The organism is Amycolatopsis sp. NPDC051045 (assembly GCF_040682955.1).
Lineage (GTDB): Bacteria > Actinomycetota > Actinomycetes > Mycobacteriales > Pseudonocardiaceae > Amycolatopsis.
The window spans coordinates 497140-518892 of the sequence record NZ_JBFBCC010000005.1 but is presented as its reverse complement, the minus strand read 5'-3'; the positions used below and the strand labels follow the sequence as shown (position 1 = coordinate 518892).

Genomic DNA, 21753 nt, shown 5'->3' with positions numbered 1-21753 from the left:
GTCAGCCTCCGAGACCCAGCTGCTCGCTGTAGAACAGGCCGAGCCCGAACATGCAGCAGATCGCCGAGAGCAGCCAGAACCGGATGATCACCGTGGTTTCGGCCCAGCCCGCGAGCTCGAAGTGGTGGTGGAACGGCGCCATCCGGAACAGCCGGCGCCGGGTCGTGCGGAACACCGCGATCTGCGCGACCACCGAGATCATCTCGACCATGAACAGGCCGCCGATGACGATGGCGAGCAGCTCGGTGCGGGTGGTCATGGACAGCCCGGCGACCAGGCCGCCGAGGGCCAGCGAGCCGGTGTCGCCCATGAAGATCTTCGCCGGGGCCGCGTTCCACCAGAGGAACCCGACGCAGGCGCCGGCCGCCGCGGCGGCCACCACGGCCAGGTCCAGCGGGTCGCGGACGTCGTAGCAGGCGGCCGCCGGGCCGTTGGCGCAGGACAGCCGCTCCTGCCAGAACGAGATGACGACGTAGGTCGCCAGCACCATCGCCGCCGCGCCGCCGGCCAGGCCGTCGAGGCCGTCGGTGAAGTTGACCGCGTTCGACCAGCCGGAGATCACGACGTAGCAGAAGATCACGAAGATCACCGACGGGAAGGTGATCAGCGCGAGGTCACGGACGTAGGAGAGGCTCTCCGACGCCGGCGTGATGCCGTGCTCGTTCGGGAAGTTCAGCGCCAGCACCGCGAACGCGATGGTGACCACCAGCTGCCCGACCAGCTTCGCGGTCTTGTTCAGCCCGAGGTTGCGCTGCTTGCGGATCTTGATGAAGTCGTCGAGGAACCCGACGATCCCGAGGCCCACCGCGAGCATCAGCACGAGCAGCCCGGAGGCCGTCGGCGCGCCGCTGCGGGAGTTGAACATCCAGTTGATCAGGTGCGCGGCGAAGTACCCGACGACCATCGCGATGATGATCGCGACACCGCCCATGGTCGGGGTACCGCGCTTGGACTTGTGTCCCTGGGGGCCTTCCTCGCGGATCTCCTGGCCGAAGCCCTGCCGGGAGAAGACCCGGATCAGGTAGGGCGTGAGCAGGATGGAGATCAGCAGGCCCGCCGCGGCCGCGATCAGGATGCTGATCACGCGTCACCACCGTTCGAGCGATTCTCGGAGTTGTCGGTTTCCCGGGGTTCGAGGAGGGCCTCGGCGACCCGCCAGAGGCCGGCGGCCTTGGAGGCCTTGACCAGCACCACGTCCCCGGGGCGGAGCTGATCATGCAGGAGGGCGACGGCGGCCTCGACGTCGGGTACCAGTGCGGATTCCTCGCCCCAGGAACCTTCCTGGTGCGCGCCCTGGTGCATGGCCGCCGCCTCGGGCCCGATCACGACGAGCTTGGCGATGTTGAGCCGCACGACGAGCCGGCCGATCTCGTCGTGGGCGCTGATCGCGTCCGCGCCGAGCTCGCCCATCACGCCGAGCACGGCCCAGGAGCGGCGGCCGGTTTCCCGCGTCATCGCCGCCAGTGCCTTCAGGCCGGCCCGCATCGACTCGGGGTTGGCGTTGAAGGAGTCGTTGAGGACGGTCACGCCGTCGGGCCGGGTGACGACCTCCATGCGGCGCGCGGAACGCCGCTCGAGGTTCGAAAGCCGCGTGGCGATCTCCGCCGGCGACACGCCCAGCTCCAGCGCGACCGCCGCGGCGGACAGCGCGTTGCCGACGTGGTGTTCGCCGTGCAGCGGCAGCGTGACGTCGGCCTCGCCGGCCGGGGTGATCAGCCGGAAGGACGGGCGGGCCTCGTCGTCGAGGGTGATGTCGGCCGCGCGGACCTGGGCGGACGCGGTTTCGCCGACGAACACCACCCGGGCCTTCGTGCGGCTCGCCATGGCCGCGACCAGCGGGTCGTCGAGGTTGAGCACCGCGACGCCGTCCGCGGGCAGGGCCTCGACCAGCTCGCCCTTGGTCTTCGCGATGCCTTCGCGGGAACCGAACTCGCCGACGTGCGCGCTGCCGACGTTGAGCACGACGCCGATCTTCGGCGGCGCGATCTCGGCGAGGTGGGCGATGTGCCCCGGGCCCCGCGCGGACAGCTCCAGCACGAGGTGCCGGGTCTCCGCGTCGGCCCGCAGCGCCGTCCAGGGGTGGCCGAGCTCGTTGTTGAACGACCCGGGCGGCGCGATCGTCGGGCCGAGCGGCTCCAGCAGCTGCGCGATGACGTCCTTGGTCGAGGTCTTGCCGGACGAGCCGGTGACGCCGACGACGGTCAGCTCGCCCTCGGCGAGGCGCTGCACGACGTGCCGGGCGAGCTTGGCCAGCGCGGCCAGCACGGCGGCGCCGGAGCCGTCCTTGTCGCCGGTCAGCGCGACCGACCGCTCGTGGGCCTCGCCCGCGGCGAGCGGCGGGACGATAACCGCCGGCGCGTCGACCTCGCGGGCGGCCAGCACGGCCACCGCACCGGCCTCGACGGCCTGCGCGGCGAAGTCGTGGCCGTCGACCTTCTCCCCCGGCAGGGCGACGAACAGGCCGCCGGGCGCGAGCTTCCGGGTGTCGAACTCCACACTGCCGGTCACCTGCGCGCCCGGGTCGGCGCGGTGCAGCCGGCCGCCGACGACGTCGGCGATCTCGGCCAGGCTGAGCACGATCACACACTCACCTCGAGTTTGTTGCGGATGGCCGCGGCCAGCTCGTCGCGGTCGGAGAACGGGTGCACGACGCCGCCGGCCTCCTGGCCGGACTCGTGCCCCTTGCCGGCGAGGAAGACGATGTCGCCCGGCCCGGCGAGCGAGACGGCGTGCGCGATGGCTTCGCGGCGGTCGCCGATCTCGATGACCTCGCCGCCCTCGGCGGGGCCGACCGCGCGGGCGCCGGCGAGCATGGCGGCGCGGATCGCCGCCGGGTCCTCGGAGCGCGGGTTGTCGTCGGTGACGATCAGGACCTCGCTGCGGCGGGCCGCGGCCTCGCCCATCATCGGGCGCTTGGCGGTGTCCCGGTCGCCGCCGCAGCCGAGCACGGTGATGATCCGCCCCTCGGTGCGGGCCCGCAGCGCGTCCAGGCCCTGGGCGACCGCGGCGGGCTTGTGGGCGTAGTCGACGACGGCGGTGAACTCCTGGCCGACGTAGACGCGCTCCATCCGGCCGGGCACCTGCACCCGGGCGAGCCCGGCGACGATGTGCTCCAGCGACACGCCGGCGGTGCTCAGGATCGCCGCCGCCAGCACGGCGTTGGCGACGTTGAACTCGCCGGGCAGCGGAATCCGGGCGGCAGCGCGGACGCCGTCCGGGCCGTGCAGGGTGAACGTCTGCTCGCCCTGCGGGGTGGCCTCGAGGTCGGTGGCCTTCCACGCGGCGTCGGTGCCCGGATCGGTCGTCACGGTGATCGTCTGCGGGGTGAGCAGGGCCTGGCCCCACGCGCTGTCGACCACGACGACCTCGGTGGTGGCGCGGCCGTCGAACAGCAGGGACTTCGCGGCGAAGTACTCCTGCATGTCCTTGTGGAAGTCCAGGTGGTCCTGGGAGAGGTTGGTGAAGGCGCCGACCGCGAACCGGGTGCCGTTGACGCGGCCCAGCGCGAGCGCGTGGCTGGAGACCTCCATCGGCACGTGCGTGACGCCGCGCTCGAGCATCACCGCGAGCAGCGCCTGCAGGTCCGGCGCCTCCGGCGTGGTGAACCCGCTGACCAGCCGTTCGCCGGCGATCCGGGTTTCCACCGTGCCGATCAGGCCGGTGGTCAGGCCGGCCGCCTGCAGGCCGGCGTCGACGAGGTAGGACGTCGTGGTCTTGCCGGAGGTGCCGGTGACGCCGAGGACGGCCAGGTTCAGCGACGGCTCGCCGTAGATCCAGGCGGCGATCTCGCCGAGGGCCGCGCGCGGGTCCGGGTGCACGAGGATCGGGACGCCGGCGTCGCGCAGGGCGGGCCGCTCGGCGCCTTCGGCGTCGGTCAGCACCGCGACGGCCCCGGCGGCGACGGCCTGGTCGCTGAAGTCGGCACCGTGGGCGCGGGCGCCCGGGAGGGCGGCGAAGAGGTCACCGGGCAGCACGTGCTGCGCGCGCAGCGTGGTGCCGGTGACGGTGAGCTCGGCCGCGTCGGGCGAGCCGGCGATGAGGCGGGCGTCCGCCCTGGCGAGCAGCGTCGCCAGCGGGACCGGGTCGATGCGCGCCGGGCGGGGCGGCGCGGGGACCGCTTTCACCGGGCTTTCCGGCACCTGGGAACTGGACGAGGACACGGACACGGCCAAGAGGCTACCGGCGGGCGGTTCGGGCACCCGCACGCGGTACGGCGATTGCGTGCCAGCCGGGCACATGTGCTAAATGGCGATCTGGACCCTCTTGTCCCGCAACGGTTTCCCGGTTTGCGCAGGCCGATGTGGACGATCACGCGGCAAAGCCCCCTCACCGGGTGAGTGAGGGGGCTTTAACGGACAGTGCCTACGGCGCGATGATGAGCGGAACCTCCGGTGAGGGGCCGTCCGACAACGGAATCTGGTACCGCTGCGTCACGTACGACGCGATGGTGTGGAACAGCGGCGCGGCGGAGTGCCCGACCGGCAGCGTCGTGTCCGGGGCGTCCAGCCGGATCCCCACGACGAACCGCGGGTGGTCGGCGGGCAGGATGCCCGCGAAGGTGATGTTGTACAGGTGGTCGCTGTAGGCCTTCGTCCGCGGGTCGACCTGCTGGCCGGTGCCGGTCTTCCCGGAAATCTGGTAGCCCTCGACCGCCGCGGTCGGGGCGGTGCCCTTCTGCAGGCCCTTGCCGTTCTGGGCGACCGCGCGCATCATGTCGCGCACCGTCTTGGCGGTCTGGGGGCTGACCACCTGGACCGTCTTCGGCGCCGGCTCCGGCACGGTCGTGCCGTCCGGGTTCACCTTGGCCTTGACGATGCGGGGTTCGACGCGCAGGCCGTCGTTGGCGATCGCCTGGTACATCCCGGCCATCTGCAGGATGGTCATCATCAGGCCCTGCCCGATGGGCAGGTTGCCGAAGGTGGTCGCCGACCACTGGCTGCGCGCGGGCACCACACCCGAGCTCTCGCCGGGGAGGCCGACGCCGGTGCGCTGGCCGAGGCCGAACGACTTGAGCAGGTTGGCGTAGCGTTCCTCGCCGATCTTCTGCGCCAGCAACAGGGTGCCGATGTTGGACGACTTGGCGAAGATCCCGGTGGTGGTGAACGTCTGGGTGCCGTGGGTCCAGGCGTCGTGCACCGTCTTGTCGGCCACCTGCAGCGCGCCGGGCACCTCCACCGTCGACTCCGGCGTCGCGACGCCGTATTCGATCGCCCCCGTGGCGGTGACGAGCTTGTTGACCGACCCGGGTTCGAACGGCGTGGTGACCGCGGGGTTGGCCAGGTCGTCGGTGGTCCAGGTGCCCTGGTCGTTGGGGTCGAACGTCTTGTCGTTGGCCAGCGCGTAGACCTCGCCGGTCTTGGCGTCCATGACGACGGCCTGCCCGCCCTTGGCGTGCGACTGCCGGACGTAGTCGGCCAGCTGGCGCTGCACCTCGTACTGCAGGTCGGAGTCGATGGTCAGCTCGAGGTCCGAGCCGGGGACGGCGGCCTGCAGGTCGTGCTCGGTGCCCGGGATGACGACGTTGTCGCTGCCGTTCTTGGTGTTGACCATCATCCGGCCCGGCGTGCCCGCCAGGTCGTTGTCGCGCAGCAGCTCGAGGCCGACGAGCCCGTGCAGGTTGTGCTTGGACACGTCCGGGTCGTCGGAGCGCCAGTTCGCGGCACCGACGATGTTCGCCGCCAGGCTGCTGCCCGGGTATTCGCGCAGAGCGCGCTTTTCGACCCCGATCCACGCGAAGTGCTTCACGATGTCGGCGGCGATGGACGGCTCGACGTTGTTCACCAGGTAGGTGAAGGACGCCTGCTTGTGGAACAGGTCGAGCAGCTGCTGCTCGCCGATCACGTTGGGCAGCTTGCCGGCGATGTACTTCGCGGCCGCGGCGGTCTCGGAGTCGAACGTCTTCGGCGTGCCGGGGTTCTTCGCGGCCCAGTCGTCCATGCTCTTGTGGAGCGCTTTGAGGTTCACCGACAGCGTGCGCACCTCGACGCTGAAGGCCAGCTTCGCGCCGTTTCGGTCCACAATGGACCCGCGCTGGGCGGGGATGTCGATGGTCTGGGTGCGCTGCCGTTCGGCCGCGGCCGAGAGCGCCGCGGCGTCGAACCACTGCACCTGCACCAGTTTCACGCCGGCGACCAGCAGCACGGCGACCAGCAGCAGGCGCACGGCGGAGAACCGGGCGCGGTGCCCGCCGTTGCCCCGGCGCGCGGCCGCGCTGCGGGTGCCGGCGGCGTACGTCCGCCGCGCGCTGCCGGCGGCGCGCGCGCGGACCCGGGTGCGGCCCGAAGCCATCACTGGCCGCCCCCCGGCTGGGCCGGCGGCACGGGCTGCTCGTCGGCGGGCACGGCGGGCTGGTCACCTTCGACCGGCGCGCCCTGCTGCGACTGGGTTCCGGCGGCCGGGGCGACCGGCGGCGCGGCCGGCACCACCGGCGTGTCCGCCTTGGCCTTCTTGGGCTCGCCGACGAGCGAAGTCCGGCCGTCGGGGCCGACGACGATCCGCGCCGGGTCGCCACCGGGCACCAGGCCCTGCTGCTGGGCGGCGGGGGCCAGCGAAGCGGGTGACTCGGCCTTCGCGACGTCGCGCTGCAGCTGTTCCTTCGTCTCGGCCAGGTTCGCGTTGGTGGTGCGCAGCTGCTCGAGCCGGTAGGAGTCGGCGATCGCCTGCGTGGTCAGCCACAGCGTGGTCGCCACGCCGGCGGCCAGCAGCGCCATCATCATCAGCACGAACGACGCGCGCGACTTCGGCAACCGCAGCCGCAGCCGCACCTTCGCCTTCTGCTCGACGGGCCGGGCCTTCGGCTCCGGCCGCGCCTCGCGTTCTTTCAGCAGGTCGGCGCGCTGAGCGCGGCGCGCGTAGGCGCGCTCCGCCGCGGAAGTGCGGCCTCGCTGGGCGCGGCGCGCGGTCTTGCCCGGCTGCGGCGCCTGCGGGTCCGGCTCGACGGTGGCCGAGGTGCGGGCGGCGTCGCTGCGACCCCGCGTCGCCGGCGCGGCCCGGCGGCGGGACTTCGCGGGAGCGGTCATCGCGGCTCTCCGATCCTCTCTGCGGCCCGCAACCGCACCGAAGCGGCGCGCGGGTTCCGTTCGATCTCCTGTTCGCCGGCCTTCTCGGCGCCGCGGGTCAGGAGCTTCAGCTCCGGTCCGTGTCCCGGCAGCTCCACCGGGAGCCCTTCCGGGGTACGGGACTTCGCGAGCTCGGCCAGCGCCTGCTTGACCAGCCGGTCCTCCAGGGACTGGTACGACTCGACGACGATCCGCCCGCCGACGGGCAGCGCGCCCAGCGCGGCCGGCATGGCCCGCCGCAGCACCTCCAGCTCGCCGTTGACCTCGATCCGCAGCGCCTGGAACGTGCGCTTGGCCGGGTGCCCGCCGGTCCGCCGGGTCGCCGCCGGGAGGGCGTCGTAGAGCAGCTCGACCAGGCGCCCGCTGTTCGTGAAGGGCTCCTTCTCGCGCGCGGCCACGATCGCCTTGACGATCCGCTGCGCGAAGCGCTCTTCGCCGTAGTCCCGCAGGATCCTGACGAGTTCGCCCGGCGCGTAGGTGTTGAGCACGTCGGCGGCGGTGAACCCGGTGGTGGGGTCCATCCGCATGTCGAGCGGCGAGTCCTTGGAGTAGGCGAACCCGCGCTCGGCGCGGTCCAGCTGCATCGACGAGACGCCGAGGTCGAACAGGATGCCGTCGGCCCGGCTCAGGCCGAGCCCGGCCAGTGCTTCGGGGAGCCCGTCGTAGACGGTGTGCACGAAGTCGACGCGGTCGCCGTGGCGGGCCAGCCGTTCCGCGGACTTCTCGAGCGCGGCGGGGTCGCGGTCCAGCGCGACGAGCCGCAACCGCGGGAACGCTTCGAGGAGGGCGTCGGAATGCCCGCCGAGGCCGACCGTCGCGTCCACGAGGACGCCGTCGCGGTCGGCGAACACGGGAGTGAACAGCTCGACGATCCGCGCCAGCAGCACCGGCACGTGCTCGGGTGCCGTCATCGTTCCCTCCCCCTTTCTCGCCTGGGCGGCCCGGGGGAAAGACGGCGGATGCCGTCAGGTCCCTGTCCGCCCGCTGCTGACCTGGTACCGGGGAAGGTGCACCAGGGCCATTGAGCGGACAGAGGCCTCACGGCATCCGGGTGGACGTCCCCGTCGTGCGGGCGGTGGCGAACCCCCGTCCCCCGACGACGTGGGTGCACCGCGACCGCGTGTCTAGAAGACGCCCGGCAGTACTTCCTCTCGAGCCTTCGCGTAGCTGTCTTCGTGCTCCTCCAGGTACGCCTGCCACGCGTGGGCGTCCCAGATCTCCAGCCTGGTGATCGCCCCGATCACCACGCACTCCTTGCTGAGCCCCGCGTAGCGGCGGAGCTCGGGCGCGATGCTGATGCGCCCCTGCCCGTCAGGGCGTTGCTCGTCCGTGCCGGCGAACAGGTAGCGCTGGTAGGCCCGGACCGCCTCGTTCGTGAACGGGGCGTCGGCGACCTTGCGCGCCATCTGTTCGAACTCGGCGCGGGGGAAGACGAAGAGGCAGTGATCCTGCCCCTTGGTGACCATCAGCCCACCCGCCAAGGCGTCACGGAACTTCGCGGGCAGCGCGAGCCGCCCTTTGTCGTCCAGCTTCGGGGTGTGGGTGCCGAGGAACACGGCCTCCACCTCCCTACCGTCCACGGTGGCGAACCACCCCGGACGGCCACGGGGCTTCCCTTCCGCCCCACTGGCCACCACCGTACCCCACTTTTCACCACAGTCAACGCGACAAACGGCCGGACCACTCCGTCGTGTGTTCCGTTTGCGCAGGTCAGCAGGGTGGGGCCTGGTGGGGGGTGTGGTGGGGGACGGTGGCCAAGATCCCCCGCACCGGGGTCCGGAGCAACCTCAGCTGTTCCCCATGCGTCCGCATAACGGCCGCGAAAGGACCCTCCACCCCCCAATCGGCCCCTGGAGTGGGGTCCGGTGGGGAATCGGGTGGGGCCGAGTGGGGACACCCGCGCGGCAGCCGCCGTGTCGACCCTTCAATCACACGTGATGCCTCTCGGCGGTCAGTCTTCCGGGTGGAGGAGGGCGGCGACGCGGGAAGCGAGGCGGGCGCTGTCCACCGGGCTCACCGTCACCCACTCCTGCCCGCCCCGGCCCGCGGTCTTCGTCGCGCAGTAGGCACCGACGTCGGTGTCGAACCACGTCAAGCCCCCGACCCGCGCCACCCGGCCCGGGCCCGACCGGCGGCTGACGCTGAACTGCCCCGCCGCGTACACCGGCCGGGCCTGGATCGCCAGGACCTCCGCGAGCTGAGCCGACGCCGACCCCGAAACGGCGTCCGGGGAACCCGAGAGCGTCGACACCGGGAGGCTGATGCCGTAGCCGGGGCCGGCCGACAGCTCCGGCAGGACGTCGACGATCGCCGTGCCGAGCTCGCCTTCGCGGATCGAGTCCAGGCCGATCGTCTGCTCCGGCTGCGTCGCCAGCACGCCGCGACGGCCGCGGACCGCCGTCACCGCCCGGAACGGCGTCGGCGCCGTCATGTCCGCCAGCGCCTCGCACGCGACGAACACGTCGGCGTCCGCGAGCAGGTCCAAGCGCGAGGCCAGCGCCGGCTCCAGCCGGGAGCCGTCGTAAAGGCCCCGCTCGGCGAGGTTGTCGTACACCGCTTTCCGCACCCCGGCGCGTTCCTCGTCGGTCCCGCCGACGCTGCGGACGCTGAGCGGCTCCGGCGGGCGGCCGTACCCGAGGTCGGTCCAGAGGATGTCGAACGCCGACGCCGAGATCCGGATCAAGCCCGCCCCAGCGCCGGCGGGGCGGGGAACGTCTCGGCGGGCACGTGTCCGCGCAGCGCGGTGTCCCGCGTCCGGAGGACGTCGATCGCCTTCTGCCGCGCCGCCTCCGCTTCGGCGCGGCGGGCCGCCATCTCCCCGGCCAGCCCGGCCAGGACGAGCACGTTCCCGGACGACGCCGCGTCGCGGATCATCGACGCCGGGTCGTAGGTCACCGGCGGCGGCATGTCGGCCCGGGCCCGCGCGGCCACCTCCGCCTGCGCGCCGACCGCCCGGCCCACCGACGCCGAGACGGCGGCGGAGTGCGAAAGCCACCGCGCCGCCCGGCCCAGCGCCGCCCGCGCCGCGTCCCCCGCCTGGCCGCGCCAGTTCTCGTCCGTGGCGGCGACCAGCGCGGCGACGTCGGCGGTCGACTCCTGCAGCCGTTTCGCCAGCCCGTCCCAGCGTGCGCCCGCCTCGCCCGCGGCGACCGGGTCGTTGCCGCGCTCGACCTCCGCGGCCATCGCCTCGTGGCTGTAGGCCTCGTACCGCGCGGTGGGAACGGGAGGTTCGGGCACGGTGCACCTCTCTCAGGGCAGCTTCGGTTCGACCAGCCCGGCCACCGTGCCCGCGCGCCGGCACGCGAGCGGGGTGTCCGAGAAGCCGGTGTTGCTGACGTCGATCTGGACGCTGGCGCGGTCGCCCACCCCGAGCAGCACGGCGCAGGTCCCGTCGGCGGCCTTCTTGTCGGCGACCTTCAGCCCCGGGTGCTGGCCGACCGTCGTCTTCGTGGCGTTCTTCTTCGCGACGTCGAGGTCGGCCAGCCCGTTCTTCTCGTCGAAGGTCACGGTGACGCCGAAGGTGCCGGGCACGGTCCAGTCGCAGGCGCGCGCGCCCGCGATGGCCTTGGGTTTGCCGAGCACGTTCACCCCGGCGGTCGACCGGTCCTGCGGGGAGAGCAGCGTGCAGGGGTCGAGCGCGGCGAGGCCGGTGGGTGAAGGGGACGGCGGCGGCACGGCGGAAGCCGAGGCCTGCGCGGAGGCGTGCCCCGCGGCGGCCGGCGGAGCGGCCTGCTGCCCGCACGCGGCAAGGAAGAGCGCGGCAAGGAAGAGAAGGAGGGCCGGGGCGAGGAGATACGGGCGGAACCCGCCCGCCGTCGACATCGGCTCGCGCGCACTCGGCCGGAACCCCCGCGCCGGTCCGTGGCCCCGCACGCCCAGGGGACTCCCCGGCCCGCGGCTCAGCCCGCGGCTCCGCGCGTCCGTCTTGTTCCCGGGCACCCGCTCAGCCACCCGTGCAGTCCACGCCGTCCGCCGCCTGCTCGTCGGCGTGCTGGTACTTCGCCAGTGCCTCGCCGATCCGGTGCTTGAGCGTCTCGAGCTCCTTGCCGAACGCCGTCAGCTGCTGCACCGCCGAGCCCTGCCCGCCGATGCCGTATTCGGCCATGAACTCGCCGATCTCGCCGGCGTACCCGCCGCCCAGCGGCACGCTCCGGCCGAGCACCTTGGCTTCGCGGACCATCTCGCCCACGACGTCCTGCAGCTCGCCGAGCTTCGCGTAAGCGTCCGTGGCCAGCTCGGGCGCGACCGCGAAGCCACGGACGTCGAAGGGCGGCTGCGTTCGCACCTCGCTCATAAGCGGTTACGCCTCTCCGTAGCCGGGCGACCTCGAACCGCAGCATACGACAGAACGGGGTGTCAGCGGGAGCACCCAGAATCGGGTGACAGGCCACCCGATCGGGGTATCGTCGCTGCTTGCGCAGCGTCATCAGCAGTGTCGTCGCCCGCGGTGCCGGACGTGTTCTCCCGGGCTTCGCGGGGTTCCGCCCCTCGGTTCGCCCGGGTTTGACACACTGGGTGGAAGGCTGGTCGCTGCGCGCGGACAGCAGCGAGGGGCCGTTCGGCCCGGCCGTGCGCACAATGCGCGCGGCCATGCGCCACCAGGAGGTCGAGTGACGTCGAGAATCCAGTCTGCGGCGCCCGGATCGGGCGAGCAGGCAACCGGGCGGCCGCCTTATCCGGCGGAGCCCTCGGGCAACGGCCGGGCCCCCGGCCACCCCGGCAGAGTGCCCCTGGACGAACTGCACGAGACCGCGCGGCGGATCGCCGCGAACGTGGAGCGGGTGCTGGTCGGCAAACCCGAAGTCATCCGGATCGCGCTGGTCACGCTGCTCGCCGAAGGCCACCTCCTGGTCGAGGACGTCCCCGGCGTCGGGAAGACGTCGCTGGCCAAGGCCCTCGCCCGGTCGATCGACTGCACGGTCAGCCGCATCCAGTTCACCCCGGACCTGCTGCCGAGCGACGTCACCGGCGTCTCGATCTACAACCGCCAGTCCGGCGAGTTCGAGTTCCGGCCCGGCCCGGTCTTCGCGAACATCGTGGTCGGCGACGAGATCAACCGCGCCTCGCCGAAGACGCAGTCGGCGCTGCTGGAGTGCATGGAAGAGCACCAGGTCACCGTCGACACCTCGACCTACCACCTCGACGAGCCGTTCATGGTGATCGCCACCCAGAACCCGATCGAGATGGAAGGCACGTACGCGCTGCCGGAAGCCCAGCGCGACCGGTTCACCGCGCGGGTCTCCATCGGTTACCCCGACCAGCAGGCCGAGCTGGCCATGGTCGACGAGCACGCCGGCCACAACCCGATGGACGACCTGCAGCCGGTGTCCGACGGCGAGACCGTGCACCGGCTGATCGAGACGGTCCGCAGCGTGCACATGGCGCCCGAGGTCCGCCGGTACGCCGTCGACGTCGTCGCGGCCACCCGCGGAGTCCCGGAGATCCGGCTCGGCGCGTCCCCGCGGGCCACGCTGCACCTCGTCCGCGCCGCGCGGGCGCAGGCCGCGCTGTCGGGCCGCGACTACGTCGTGCCGGACGACCTGCACACGGTGGCGGTCCCGGTGCTGGCGCACCGCTTGGTGCTGACCACCGAGGCCCACGCGGCCCGCCGGTCGGCGACCGACGTCGTGCGCGCGGTGCTGCACCGGGTGCCGGTGCCGCAGGGCGCCCGGCCCTAGCTTTCACCGCCGAAGGGGAAGAGAACGGCATGCTGCGTGCCCTGTCCGGCCTGACCACCCGCGGCCGCTGCCTGCTGGCCGCGGGGATCGCCGCCGCGGTGTGCTCGTTCGTGCTCAACGAACGCGACCTGCTGCGGGTCGCGGTGTTCGTGGTGGCGCTGCCGCTGCTGGTCGCCGCGTTCATCTCGGCGACCCGGCTGCGCATCGGCGCCACCCGCACGCTGCGCCCCCAGCGGGTCGCGGTCGGCGGGAACGGCGAGGTGCAGCTGGAGCTGTGGCGCAGCGGACGGCTGCCCGCCGGCGAAATCCTCCTCGAAGACGGCGTGCCGTACGCGCTGGGCTCGCGGCCACGGTTCGTCGTCGAACGCCTGCCGCACGACCGGCGGGTCGCGCTGCGCTACCCGCTGCAGCCGGTGCTGCGCGGGATCCAGCAGGTCGGGCCGCTGCGCGCGACCATCACCGATCCGTTCGGGCTGTGCGAGTTCGAGCGCGAGCTGATCGGGCACTCGCGGCTGGTCGTCGTGCCGCGCGTGGTCTCGCTGTGGGGCCTGCCGAGCGGCGCGGGCATCGGCGTCGGCGACGACGGCACGGTCCGGCTGCACGCCGGGCAGGGCGAGCCCGACGTGATCGTCCGCCAGTACCGCCAGGGCGACGACCTGCGGAAGGTCCACTGGCGCTCGACCGCCCGCCGCGACGAGATCATGGTGCGCGTCGAGGAGCGCCCGTGGCGCGGGGGCACCACGGTGCTGCTCGACCACCGCGCCGCCGCCCACCACGGCAGCGGCCCGGCCGCCAGCCTGGAATGGGCGGTGTCCTTCGCCGCTTCGGCCGCGCTGCACCTGCGGCGGTCCGGGCACCGCGTCCGGCTGGTGAGCGAGCACGGCGTCACGCTCGCCGACACCCCGGGCGACGGCGGCGACCACTACGACCACGTCGTGCTCGACGCGCTGGCCGCGCTGCAGCCCGCGCACCAGCGCGACATCACGCTGGCCGGCGACCCGGCCGAGGGGCAGGAACTGATCGCCGTGCTCGGGACGGTGAGCACCGAGGCGGTGCACGAGCTGACCCAGTTCCGCCCGCGCGGCATCCGCAGCCTCGCCGTCCTGCTCGACACGCCCACGTGGTCGGCGGGGGTGAGCGCACCCGAGCAGAGGGCGGCGGCCACCGAGGACTCGGCCGCACTGCTGCGCGCGGCCGGCTGGGGCGTGATCGTCGCCGGGCCGGGCTCGCCGATGCCCCAGGTGTGGGCCGACCTCTGCCGCAGCGGCGCCCGCCGCGGCACGCTGATCGAGGACCTGCGATGAGCACCGCCGCACAAGTTCGACAGAGCCGAACTCCACCACACTCGCGCCCACCGCGGCACGCTGAACGGGGGCCCGCGATGAGCACGCGACGCACATCCGACCGGCCCGCACCCCGAGCCGAACGCCACCGCACCAGCGCCCACCACGACACCGGGATCGGGGGCCTGCGATGAGCACCGCCGCACCGCCGCGCAAGTTCGACCGGCCCGCGCCGCGGCCGGAACGTCCGCTTTCGGCCTGGCGCAGCAGCGTCCTGGCCCCGGTCGCCGCCGGGGTCGCCACACTCTGCGCGGCGACGTCGGTGACCAGTGTCGTCACCGGGCTCGCCTGGTTCGGCTACCTGTTCGTCGCCGTCCTGCTCATCGGCGCGACCGGCCTGGCGCTGCGCTCGCTGCAGGTGCCGACCGTCCTGGTCGGCCTCGGCCAGCTGCTGGTGCTGCTGTTCCTCATCACCGGGGCGTTCACCACGCACGGGATCCTGCAGGTGATCCCCGGCCCGGACGCGTTCTCCGAGATCGGGGCCACGCTGTCGGCCGCCGCCGAGCAGATCCGCGTCGGGCTTCCGCCGGTCGAGGGCAGCCAGCCGATCCTGTGCCTCATCACGATCCTGATCGGCCTGGTCGCCGTCCTGGTCGACACGCTGACCGTGGCCGCCGCGGCACCCGCGGCGACCGGGCTCGTGCTGCTCTGCGTCTACGCCGTCCCGGCCGCCTTGAGCGAGGAAATGCTGCCGTGGTGGACCTTCCTGCTCGGCGGGGCGGCGTTCGCCGGCCTGCTGGCCGTCGACGGCAACCACCGGCACCGGCGCTGGCGGACCCGCGAGGCGCCCGGGCGCAGCGGTAAGCCGGCGGTGCTGTCCGCGCCGGTCGCGGTCGTCTGCGCGGCGATCGTGCTCGGCCTGCTGGGCGGGGCGATCACCTGGGTCGGCACGGTCGGGCGGATGCCGTTCGGCAGCAGCGGGAACGGTGCCGGCGCGGGCTCCGGCGGCTTCGGCATCCAGCCGTTCACCGAGTTGCGCGGCATGCTCGACCAGGGCGCCAACCGCGAGCTGTTCAAGGTCCGCGGCCTCGGCACGGACCGCAGGCTGATGCGCGCGATGACCCTGGACACCTACTACCCCAACAAGGGCTGGGGCCTGCACGACGACGGCCGTTCGCAACAGGGCGTGCCGGTCGGGCCGCAGCTGCCGCCGGCGCCGGGTGACGACGGCAGTGGCACCGCACGCCGGATCGACGTCGAGCCGACGAGCTGGCGGGACAACTGGCTGCCCGTGTACGGCGCGCCGCGGGTGATCGACGGGGCGGCCAACGGCTACCTCTACGACCAGATCAGCGGCACGGTGTTCACCACCCGCAGCGAGGCTCCACCCGCGTACACCGAGTATGCGGCGCTGAAGGAGCCCACGGCCGCCGAGCTGCGCGTGACCTCGCGGGTCGACGACCTGCCGCCGCGCTACACCCAGATCGCCCCGGTCGACGACCGCGTCCGCGCGAAGACCGAGCAGCTGATCGCCGGCGCGTCCAACGACTTCGACCGGGCCTCGGCGATCTGGCGGTACTTCACCGCGCAGAACGGGTTCGTCTACGACACGAAGACCGCGCCGGCGAACGACGCCGACGCGCTCACCGACTTCATCCTCAACGGCAAACGCGGCTTCTGCGAGCAGTTCGCGTCGGCGATGGGCGTCATGCTGCGGGTGGCGGGCATCCCGTCGCGGGTGGCGATCGGCTTCACCCCGGGGGTGCAGGTCAACGACTACCTGTCGATCAGCACCCAGGACGCGCACGCGTGGGTCGAGGCTTACTTCGGCGGCAAGGGCTGGGTGACGTTCGACCCGACGCCGCTGTCCGACGGCCGCGGCATCACCCCGTCGTACCTGCAGGCCGGCCCCCAGGACGGCAACCAGCCCGAGGACACCCAGGTGGCGCCGAGCACGGTCCAGTCGAGCGCGGCGCCCACCGGTGTCCCGCGCGACACCGATCAGGGCCTCCCCACGCAGGCGGCGAAGGACGCTTCGGGCAACGACGACTGGCTGTTCACCATCGCACTGGTGCTCGCCCTGCTGGGGGCGGGGGCGCTGTTCGTCGCGGCGCTGCTGCGGCGGCTGCTCGATCGAGGCCGCGCCAACGCACGGAAATCCGCGTCACGGGACACCGTTCCACCGTCCGGGACCGGACCGGCGGAGGGCGACCGGAGCGAGGGCGCGCTGCTCGTGCGGGCGCCGGCTCCCGTGGCGGCGCCGTCCCGGCCCCAGGCGGTGGTCGGCTGGCTGCCGCTGCTGGCGGCCGGGTTCTGGATCACCGCGCTCGGCCTGCTGGCGGCGACCGTGGCCTGGTGGCTCGGCGTGCTGGTGGTGGTGCTGCTGCTCCTGGTCACCGGCCCCGCCCTGGTCCGCGAGGCGGTCCGGCGACGGCGGCTGCAGCGCATAGTCCAGCAGCAACCGGGCGCGGCGGACGCGGCGTGGGCGGAGCTGCGCGCGGAGTGCGCCGACCGCGGCCTGCCCATCCCGAGCAGCGACACGGTACGCGTGGCCGGGCAGAAGCTGGCGGCGAAGCACCACCTCGACGACGAAGGCCGCGAAGACCTCCGGACGGTCATCGGCGTACTGGAGCGGTCCTGGTACGGCGAGGACGACGCGCCTCAGCCGGAGCTCCCGCCGGCCTTCGAGGGGCTGCGACGGAGTCTTCGCCGCAACGCGCCGCTCTCGTGGAAGGGCCGCCTGTTCCCGAAATCGGTCTTCCCCAACCGCGACTGACCCGCCGAGACATGCGCTGACCGGCACCACCCGTGCTTGGAGACGTGATCAGCCGGGCATCGCCCGTGATTGGGGGGTCGACTCGCGTGATTGGGGAGACGACACGCGTGATGCCTCGCCAGACGCGCGTGTCGTCCTTCCAAGTACGCGTGTCGTCCCTTCAGGCACGCGTGTCGTCCCTTCAGGCACGCGAGATGGCTCACCCGGGTGGGGGTCACCTGGTGTGATCGCTGCGGAGCGCGCGTGGGCGGGGTGGATGAGCACACAAAAAGATCCGCGTCCCCCGTGCGGTGGGACGCGGATCTCGTCGTCTTGCGGCGCTACTGCTCTTCGAAGCGCTGGCGGAAGCGCTCCTCCATCCTCTGGGTGAAGGAACTCCGGCGGCCCGATGGCTTGCCACCGCGGGCGCCTGATCCACCGCCCTTGCCGTCCCCGTCGGCGCCGTGCCGAATCGATGTGACGGCCAACATGACTCCGAAGAACATCACGAGGAACCCGAGCACGCTGATCAGCGGGATGTCGGCCACCCGGAACTGCGGCACCACCACGCCCAGCACCAGCAGGGCCACGCCCACTACGAACAGGGCGATGCCCTGAATACGCCGTCGGCGAGCGGGGCGACGCAACCGGGTGCCACGCACCGTGGATGCGAACTTGGGGTCCTCGGCATAGAGCTCGCGCTCGATTTGATCGAGCAGCCGCTGCTCATGCTCGGAGAGTGGCATCTTTCCTCCTCCGGCACAGCTGTCGCGGGCGCCGGGCCGCGCAACGTCCTGGACCCAACAGCCAACCCCAGGCGGGGTGGCACTGTCCAGGATACGAGGCCCGCGGCCGCACGACTACCCGATCCCGCATCCAGAAGGGATCGAATTGGGCTAAATCCCGCCCGAAGGGCGTTGCGGACCGTTACCGTCGCCGATCGTGACCTTTTTGCAGCTTCCACGTCGTTGTGGGCGAACGCCGCCGAGCCGAAGATCACAGGCCGTGCCCGGCCGCCCGGGACGAGAGGCCGGCCGCCGTCGATCACCCCTCCCGCGGCCCCAGCAACGACGCCGGCCGCACCGCCGCGGAGCCGAACTTCGACCGCGCCACGTCGGCCGCCACTTCGGCGTCCCGCCAGCGCGGAGCCGGCGAGTCGAACACCAGCTGCTCCCCCGACTCCCCCGTGTCGAGCCCTTCGACGCGGACGCCGATCAGCCGCACCGCCCCGGTCGGTGCGTGCTCGGTGAGCAGCGCCACGGCGACCGCGTGGATCTCGCGCGCCACGTCCGTCGCCGAGACCAGCGTGCGGGCCCGGGTGATCGTGCGGAAGTCGGCGAACCGCACCTTGATCGAGACCGTCCGGCCCCGCACGCCCCGCGCCCGCAGCGTCGCACCCACGCGCGAGGCCAGCCGCAGCAGTTCCAGCCCCAGCTCGGCCCGGTCGTGCCGGTCGACGTCGAAGGTGTGCTCCGCGCCGATCGACTTCTCCGGCGAGTCGACCACCACCGACCGCTCGTCCACGCCGTGCGCGAGCCGGTACAGGTGCTCGCCGATCGCGGTCCCCAACGACTTCTTCAGCCGCTCCGGCGGGAACGCGGCGACGTCGGCGATCGTGTCCAGCCCCAGCCGCCGCAGCTGTTCTTCGGTCCGCGCGCCGACGCCCCACAGCGCCGACACCGGCAGCGGATGCAGGAACGCCAGGGTCTCCGCCGCGGGCACGACGACCATGCCGTCCGGCTTCGCCATGCCCGACGCCAGCTTCGCGACGAACTTGACCTTCGCCACCCCCACCGAGCAGGCGATCCCGTGCTCCGCGGCAACCCGCGAACGGATCTCGGCGCCCAGCGAAGCCGGCGTCGCGCCCAGGCGCCGCAACGCCCCGCTGACGTCCAGGAAGGCCTCGTCGAGGCTGAGGGGTTCGACCAGGGGCGTCAGCTCGCGGAAAATGCCCATGACGCCGCGGGAGACCTCCCCGTAGAGCCCGGACGTCGGCGGGATGTTGATCAGGTGCGGGCACAGCCGCTTCGCCGTCGAGAACGGCATCGCCGAGCGCACGCCGAACTTCCGCGCCGGGTAGTTCGCCGCGGCCACGACGGCCCGCGGCCCGCCCCCGGACACCACGACCGGCTGGTCCGCCAGCTCGGGCCGGGTCCGCAGCTCGACCGACACGAAGAACGCGTCCATGTCGACGTGCAACATCCCGCACCCGGTGTCGTCCGGCACCGGCTCTCCCGGCCGGACCCGGAACCGGCCCATGCCGCCCGGCAACTCAGCATTTCGCCCCACGCCCGGGACGCTACCGGGCACCACCGACAGTTTCGGCGAACCGGGGCGCCAAGGCGGAAACCCCTCAGGCGGGACGCGCCACCGCGTGCAGCCGGCCCGCGATGTCCCGCAGCGCCGGCGTGCCCGCCGCCGCCCGTTCGAACTCCGCCAGTTCGTCCTCCCGGACGTCGCCGGTGACCAGGTCGGTGATCACCCGGTCGCCCTGCAGGAGGGTCACGTCCAGGCCCGCCGCCACCAGCTGGGCGCGCAGCCCTTCGGCATCGAAGCGGCGCAGCACCGTGTCGCCCGGGGCGGTGCCGTTCACGCTCTCGAGCAGCCGCCGGGCCTCGCCGACCCGGCCTGCCAGCGCGCGGTGGAGCACCGCCGCGTGGCGGTTGGCCACCAGTACCGACACCGCGCCGCCGGGGGCGACCGCCGTCGCGAGCGCGGTGAGCACCGCGGCCGGGTCGTCGACGATCTCCAGCAGCCCGTGCGCCAGCACCAGATCGGCCGAACCGGCCGGGACGTGCCTGCCCAGCGCGTCGGAGTCGTCGGCGATCACCGTGATCAGCTCCGAGACGCCCTCTTCCTCGGCCCGGCGCTGCAGCGTGGCCAGCGCGTTCGGGCTCGGCTCGACGACCGTCACCCGGCAGCCCGCCGCCGCGAACGGCACCGCCCAGCCCCCGCTGCCGCCGCCCACGTCGACGACGCGGGGGTGCTCGACGCCCCGGGCGCGGGCGGCCTTGAGCTCGGCCTCGAGCACCCGGCGAACGGCGCCCGAACCCCGGGCGGCCACGGTCTCCGTCTTCATGCCGCACAGGGTAATGCCCGGCCCCGCCCGCCTCCCCGGCTCCTCCCTTCGGGTGAACACACCCGGTGGCACCAGGAGTGACGACGATCGCGGCCCCTTGCCCGGCGGCGCCCCTCGCGCGCACCCGTAGGCTGGTCGTCGTGCACACGGTCGCCGTACTCAGCCTCAAGGGAGGCGTCGGCAAGACGACGGTCGCTCTCGGTATCGCGTCCGCCGCCTTGCGTAGGGGCACGCGGACGCTGGTGGTGGACCTCGACCCGCAGGGCAACGCCACCACGTCGCTCGACCCGCCCTTCACCGACGCCACCCTCGCGGACGTGCTCGAGACCCCCACCCGCGAGATGCTGGAACGCGCGATCGCCCCGAGCGTCTGGAGCGAGGACGTCGACGTCCTCGTCGGCACCGAAGAGCTCGAGCTGCTCAACGACCCGGACGCCGGCAGCGAGCGCCTGGCGAACTTCTCGCGCGCGCTGGACGAGCTGCACCGCGCGCCGCTGCGCGAAACGCCGTACGAGCTGGTGGTCCTCGACTGCCCGCCGTCGCTGGGCCGCCTGACGAAGTCGGCGCTGGTCGCCGCGGACAGCGCGCTCATCGTGACCGAGCCGACGATGTACGCCGTCGCCGGCGCGCAACGCGCCCTGGAAGCGATCGAGAAGATCCGCAAGGAGCTCAACCCGGACCTGCGCCCGATCGGCGTCCTGGTCAACAAGCTGCGCGCGCGCTCCTACGAGCACCAGTTCCGGATCGCCGAGCTGCGCGAGAACTTCGGCTCACTGGTGATGCCGACGGCGATCACCGACCGGCTCGCGGTGCAGCAGGCCCAGGGAGCGTGCAGCCCGATCCACGAGTGGCACTCGCCCGGCGCCCAGGAAATCGCGCTGACGTTCAACATGGTGCTGGCGAAGGTCCTGCGCTCCAACCGGGCGGGCCGGCACCGCATCGCCGCCGAGGACGCCGAGGGCCCGGACTGGCCCGAAGGCCCGGCCCCGGAGACTCCCGAGGCCCCGGCCGAGGTGTCCGAATCCGCGGGGTGAGCCGTGCCCGAAGGTGACACCGTGTTCCTGGTCGGAAAGCGCTTCGCCAGGGCGATGACGGGGAAAACGTTGCTGCGCGGGGAGTTCCGGGTGCCCCAACTGGCCACTGTGGACCTCTCCGGCCGCGAGGTGCTTGGTGTCGGGACGGTGGGCAAGCACCTGTTCACCCGCTTCTCCGGCGACCTGACCCTGCATTCGCACCTGATGATGGACGGCATGTGGGACGTCTACCCGGCCGGCGCGAAGTGGCGCCGGCCCGGCCACCACGCGCGCGTGGTGCTGACCGCCGCCGACGTCCAGGTGATCGGTTTCCGCGTCCACGACCTCAAACTCGTGGCGACGAGCAAGGAACACGACCTCGTCGCCCACCTCGGCCCGGACCTGCTTGATCCACAGTGGACGGACGAGCACGCGGCCCTGGCCACCGCGGCCCTGGCGGCCGATCCGGCCCGCGAGCTCGGCCTCGCCCTGCTCGACCAGCGCGTGATGGCGGGCGTCGGGAACCTCTACAAGTGCGAAATCTCCTTCCTGCTGGGCGTGACCCCGTGGACGCCAGTGTCCGAAGTGGACGCCGGACGCACGGTGGCGCTGGCCCGCAAGCTGCTGCTGGCCAACGCCACCGCCGGCCGCTTCGACCAGAGCACCACCGGCCACCTCGACCGCAACCGCAAGAACTGGGTGTACGAGCGCACCCGCCAGGGCTGCTTCCGCTGCGGCGGCCGGCTCCTGGTGCGCACGCAGGGCCACGACGTCCGGCAGCGGCCGACGTGGTTCTGCCCGAAAGACCAGGCGGGTCCGTACCCGGAGCAGTAAGCTCGCGCACGTGACGACGTTCAAGCTCCCGCTCTACGGGACCGACACCGAAC

Annotated in this window: 20 protein-coding genes; 6 read left to right on the top strand and 14 right to left on the bottom strand. The window is 72.8% G+C overall.

The annotated features are described in order from the left end of the window. Window position 1: 1 nt before the first annotated feature. The 11 genes from mraY to AB0M80_RS16280 all read right to left on the bottom strand — a co-directional run bounded on the left by mraY (window position 2) and on the right by AB0M80_RS16280 (window position 11352). Window positions 2-1084, bottom strand: a complete 1083-nt coding sequence (gene mraY / locus AB0M80_RS16330) for a phospho-N-acetylmuramoyl-pentapeptide-transferase (protein ID WP_364564743.1) — start codon at window positions 1082-1084, stop codon at window positions 2-4. Then, window positions 1081-2583, bottom strand: coding sequence for a UDP-N-acetylmuramoyl-tripeptide--D-alanyl-D-alanine ligase (murF, locus tag AB0M80_RS16325; RefSeq protein WP_364564741.1), 1503 nt, complete (start codon window positions 2581-2583; stop codon window positions 1081-1083). The genes mraY and murF overlap by 4 nt, the downstream gene beginning before the upstream one ends. After that, window positions 2580-4124 carry a UDP-N-acetylmuramoyl-L-alanyl-D-glutamate--2,6-diaminopimelate ligase gene (locus AB0M80_RS16320; protein ID WP_364564797.1) on the bottom strand — a complete coding sequence of 515 codons (1545 nt, stop codon included), beginning with the start codon at window positions 4122-4124 and terminating at the stop codon, window positions 2580-2582. The genes murF and AB0M80_RS16320 overlap by 4 nt, the downstream gene beginning before the upstream one ends. 238 nt (window positions 4125-4362) lie before the next feature. Beyond that, on the bottom strand, window positions 4363-6288 hold the full coding sequence (locus tag AB0M80_RS16315) for a penicillin-binding protein 2 (RefSeq protein WP_364564738.1): 1926 nt from the start codon (window positions 6286-6288) through the stop codon (window positions 4363-4365). Further along, on the bottom strand, window positions 6288-7019 hold the full coding sequence (locus tag AB0M80_RS16310) for a hypothetical protein (protein ID WP_364564736.1): 732 nt from the start codon (window positions 7017-7019) through the stop codon (window positions 6288-6290). The genes AB0M80_RS16315 and AB0M80_RS16310 overlap by 1 nt, the downstream gene beginning before the upstream one ends. Then, window positions 7016-7969, bottom strand: a complete 954-nt coding sequence (rsmH, locus tag AB0M80_RS16305) for a 16S rRNA (cytosine(1402)-N(4))-methyltransferase RsmH (RefSeq protein WP_364564733.1) — start codon at window positions 7967-7969, stop codon at window positions 7016-7018. Before rsmH ends, AB0M80_RS16310 begins: the two co-directional genes overlap by 4 nt. A gap of 213 nt (window positions 7970-8182) precedes the next feature. Beyond that, window positions 8183-8614, bottom strand: a complete 432-nt coding sequence (gene mraZ / locus AB0M80_RS16300; RefSeq protein ID WP_364564795.1) for a division/cell wall cluster transcriptional repressor MraZ — start codon at window positions 8612-8614, stop codon at window positions 8183-8185. Between the two features lie 395 nt (window positions 8615-9009). Next, window positions 9010-9741 (bottom strand): ESX secretion-associated protein EspG, encoded by a 732-nt coding sequence (locus AB0M80_RS16295; RefSeq protein ID WP_364564731.1) that lies wholly within the window; start codon window positions 9739-9741, stop codon window positions 9010-9012. Next, window positions 9738-10295, bottom strand: a complete 558-nt coding sequence (locus tag AB0M80_RS16290) for a PPE domain-containing protein (RefSeq protein ID WP_364564729.1) — start codon at window positions 10293-10295, stop codon at window positions 9738-9740. Before AB0M80_RS16290 ends, AB0M80_RS16295 begins: the two co-directional genes overlap by 4 nt. Window positions 10296-10307: 12 nt before the next feature. Next, on the bottom strand, window positions 10308-11009 hold the full coding sequence (locus AB0M80_RS16285; protein ID WP_364564727.1) for a DUF3558 family protein: 702 nt from the start codon (window positions 11007-11009) through the stop codon (window positions 10308-10310). Then, window positions 11002-11352 (bottom strand): hypothetical protein, encoded by a 351-nt coding sequence (locus AB0M80_RS16280; protein WP_364564725.1) that lies wholly within the window; start codon window positions 11350-11352, stop codon window positions 11002-11004. The genes AB0M80_RS16285 and AB0M80_RS16280 overlap by 8 nt, the downstream gene beginning before the upstream one ends. 119 nt (window positions 11353-11471) lie before the next feature. On the opposite strand from AB0M80_RS16280, the gene AB0M80_RS16275 reads away from it, so the two are divergent. From AB0M80_RS16275 to AB0M80_RS16260, 4 genes are all read left to right on the top strand, one after another. Beyond that, window positions 11472-11672 carry a hypothetical protein gene (locus AB0M80_RS16275; RefSeq protein ID WP_364564722.1) on the top strand — a complete coding sequence of 67 codons (201 nt, stop codon included), beginning with the start codon at window positions 11472-11474 and terminating at the stop codon, window positions 11670-11672. Between the two features lie 110 nt (window positions 11673-11782). After that, entirely contained in the window at window positions 11783-12736 is a 954-nt protein-coding gene (locus tag AB0M80_RS16270) for a MoxR family ATPase (protein WP_364564720.1), read from the top strand. A 29-nt stretch (window positions 12737-12765) separates the two neighbouring features. Next, a complete protein-coding gene (locus AB0M80_RS16265) occupies window positions 12766-14040 on the top strand; it encodes a DUF58 domain-containing protein (protein WP_364564718.1) in 1275 nt (424 codons plus the stop codon). 169 nt (window positions 14041-14209) lie between these two features. Then, entirely contained in the window at window positions 14210-16795 is a 2586-nt protein-coding gene (locus AB0M80_RS16260; protein ID WP_364564716.1) for a DUF3488 and transglutaminase-like domain-containing protein, read from the top strand. 320 nt (window positions 16796-17115) lie between these two features. On the opposite strand, the gene AB0M80_RS16255 is transcribed toward AB0M80_RS16260, so the two are convergent. The 3 genes from AB0M80_RS16255 to AB0M80_RS16245 form a co-directional block, all read right to left on the bottom strand. Beyond that, window positions 17116-17520, bottom strand: coding sequence for a DUF3040 domain-containing protein (locus tag AB0M80_RS16255; RefSeq protein ID WP_364564714.1), 405 nt, complete (start codon window positions 17518-17520; stop codon window positions 17116-17118). A 298-nt stretch (window positions 17521-17818) separates the two neighbouring features. Next, on the bottom strand, window positions 17819-19033 hold the full coding sequence (gene dinB / locus AB0M80_RS16250) for a DNA polymerase IV (protein ID WP_364564793.1): 1215 nt from the start codon (window positions 19031-19033) through the stop codon (window positions 17819-17821). 94 nt (window positions 19034-19127) lie between these two features. After that, window positions 19128-19853 carry a methyltransferase domain-containing protein gene (locus AB0M80_RS16245; protein ID WP_364564711.1) on the bottom strand — a complete coding sequence of 242 codons (726 nt, stop codon included), beginning with the start codon at window positions 19851-19853 and terminating at the stop codon, window positions 19128-19130. A gap of 140 nt (window positions 19854-19993) precedes the next feature. Between AB0M80_RS16245 and AB0M80_RS16240 the strand changes: the two genes are divergently transcribed. Then, the gene (locus AB0M80_RS16240; RefSeq protein WP_364564708.1) at window positions 19994-20887 is read left to right on the top strand and encodes a ParA family protein; all 894 of its coding nucleotides are present in this window, start codon (window positions 19994-19996) and stop codon (window positions 20885-20887) included. Window positions 20888-20890: 3 nt separating this feature from the next. Beyond that, the gene (locus AB0M80_RS16235) at window positions 20891-21700 is read left to right on the top strand and encodes a DNA-formamidopyrimidine glycosylase family protein (RefSeq protein ID WP_364564705.1); all 810 of its coding nucleotides are present in this window, start codon (window positions 20891-20893) and stop codon (window positions 21698-21700) included. Window positions 21701-21753 lie beyond the last annotated feature (53 nt).

Coding starts and splice junctions, on each gene's coding strand:
- AB0M80_RS16315 (WP_364564738.1), bottom strand. CDS start 6,288: ATGGCTTCGGGCCGCACCCGGGTCCGCGCGCGCGCCGCCGGCAGCGCG.
- AB0M80_RS16310 (WP_364564736.1), bottom strand. CDS start 7,019: ATGACCGCTCCCGCGAAGTCCCGCCGCCGGGCCGCGCCGGCGACGCGG.
- rsmH (WP_364564733.1), bottom strand. CDS start 7,969: ATGACGGCACCCGAGCACGTGCCGGTGCTGCTGGCGCGGATCGTCGAG.
- AB0M80_RS16280 (WP_364564725.1), bottom strand. CDS start 11,352: ATGAGCGAGGTGCGAACGCAGCCGCCCTTCGACGTCCGTGGCTTCGCG.
- AB0M80_RS16265 (WP_364564718.1), top strand. CDS start 12,766: ATGCTGCGTGCCCTGTCCGGCCTGACCACCCGCGGCCGCTGCCTGCTG.
- AB0M80_RS16260 (WP_364564716.1), top strand. CDS start 14,210: ATGAGCACCGCCGCACCGCCGCGCAAGTTCGACCGGCCCGCGCCGCGG.
- AB0M80_RS16255 (WP_364564714.1), bottom strand. CDS start 17,520: ATGCCACTCTCCGAGCATGAGCAGCGGCTGCTCGATCAAATCGAGCGC.
- dinB (WP_364564793.1), bottom strand. CDS start 19,033: ATGGGCCGGTTCCGGGTCCGGCCGGGAGAGCCGGTGCCGGACGACACC.
- AB0M80_RS16245 (WP_364564711.1), bottom strand. CDS start 19,853: ATGAAGACGGAGACCGTGGCCGCCCGGGGTTCGGGCGCCGTTCGCCGG.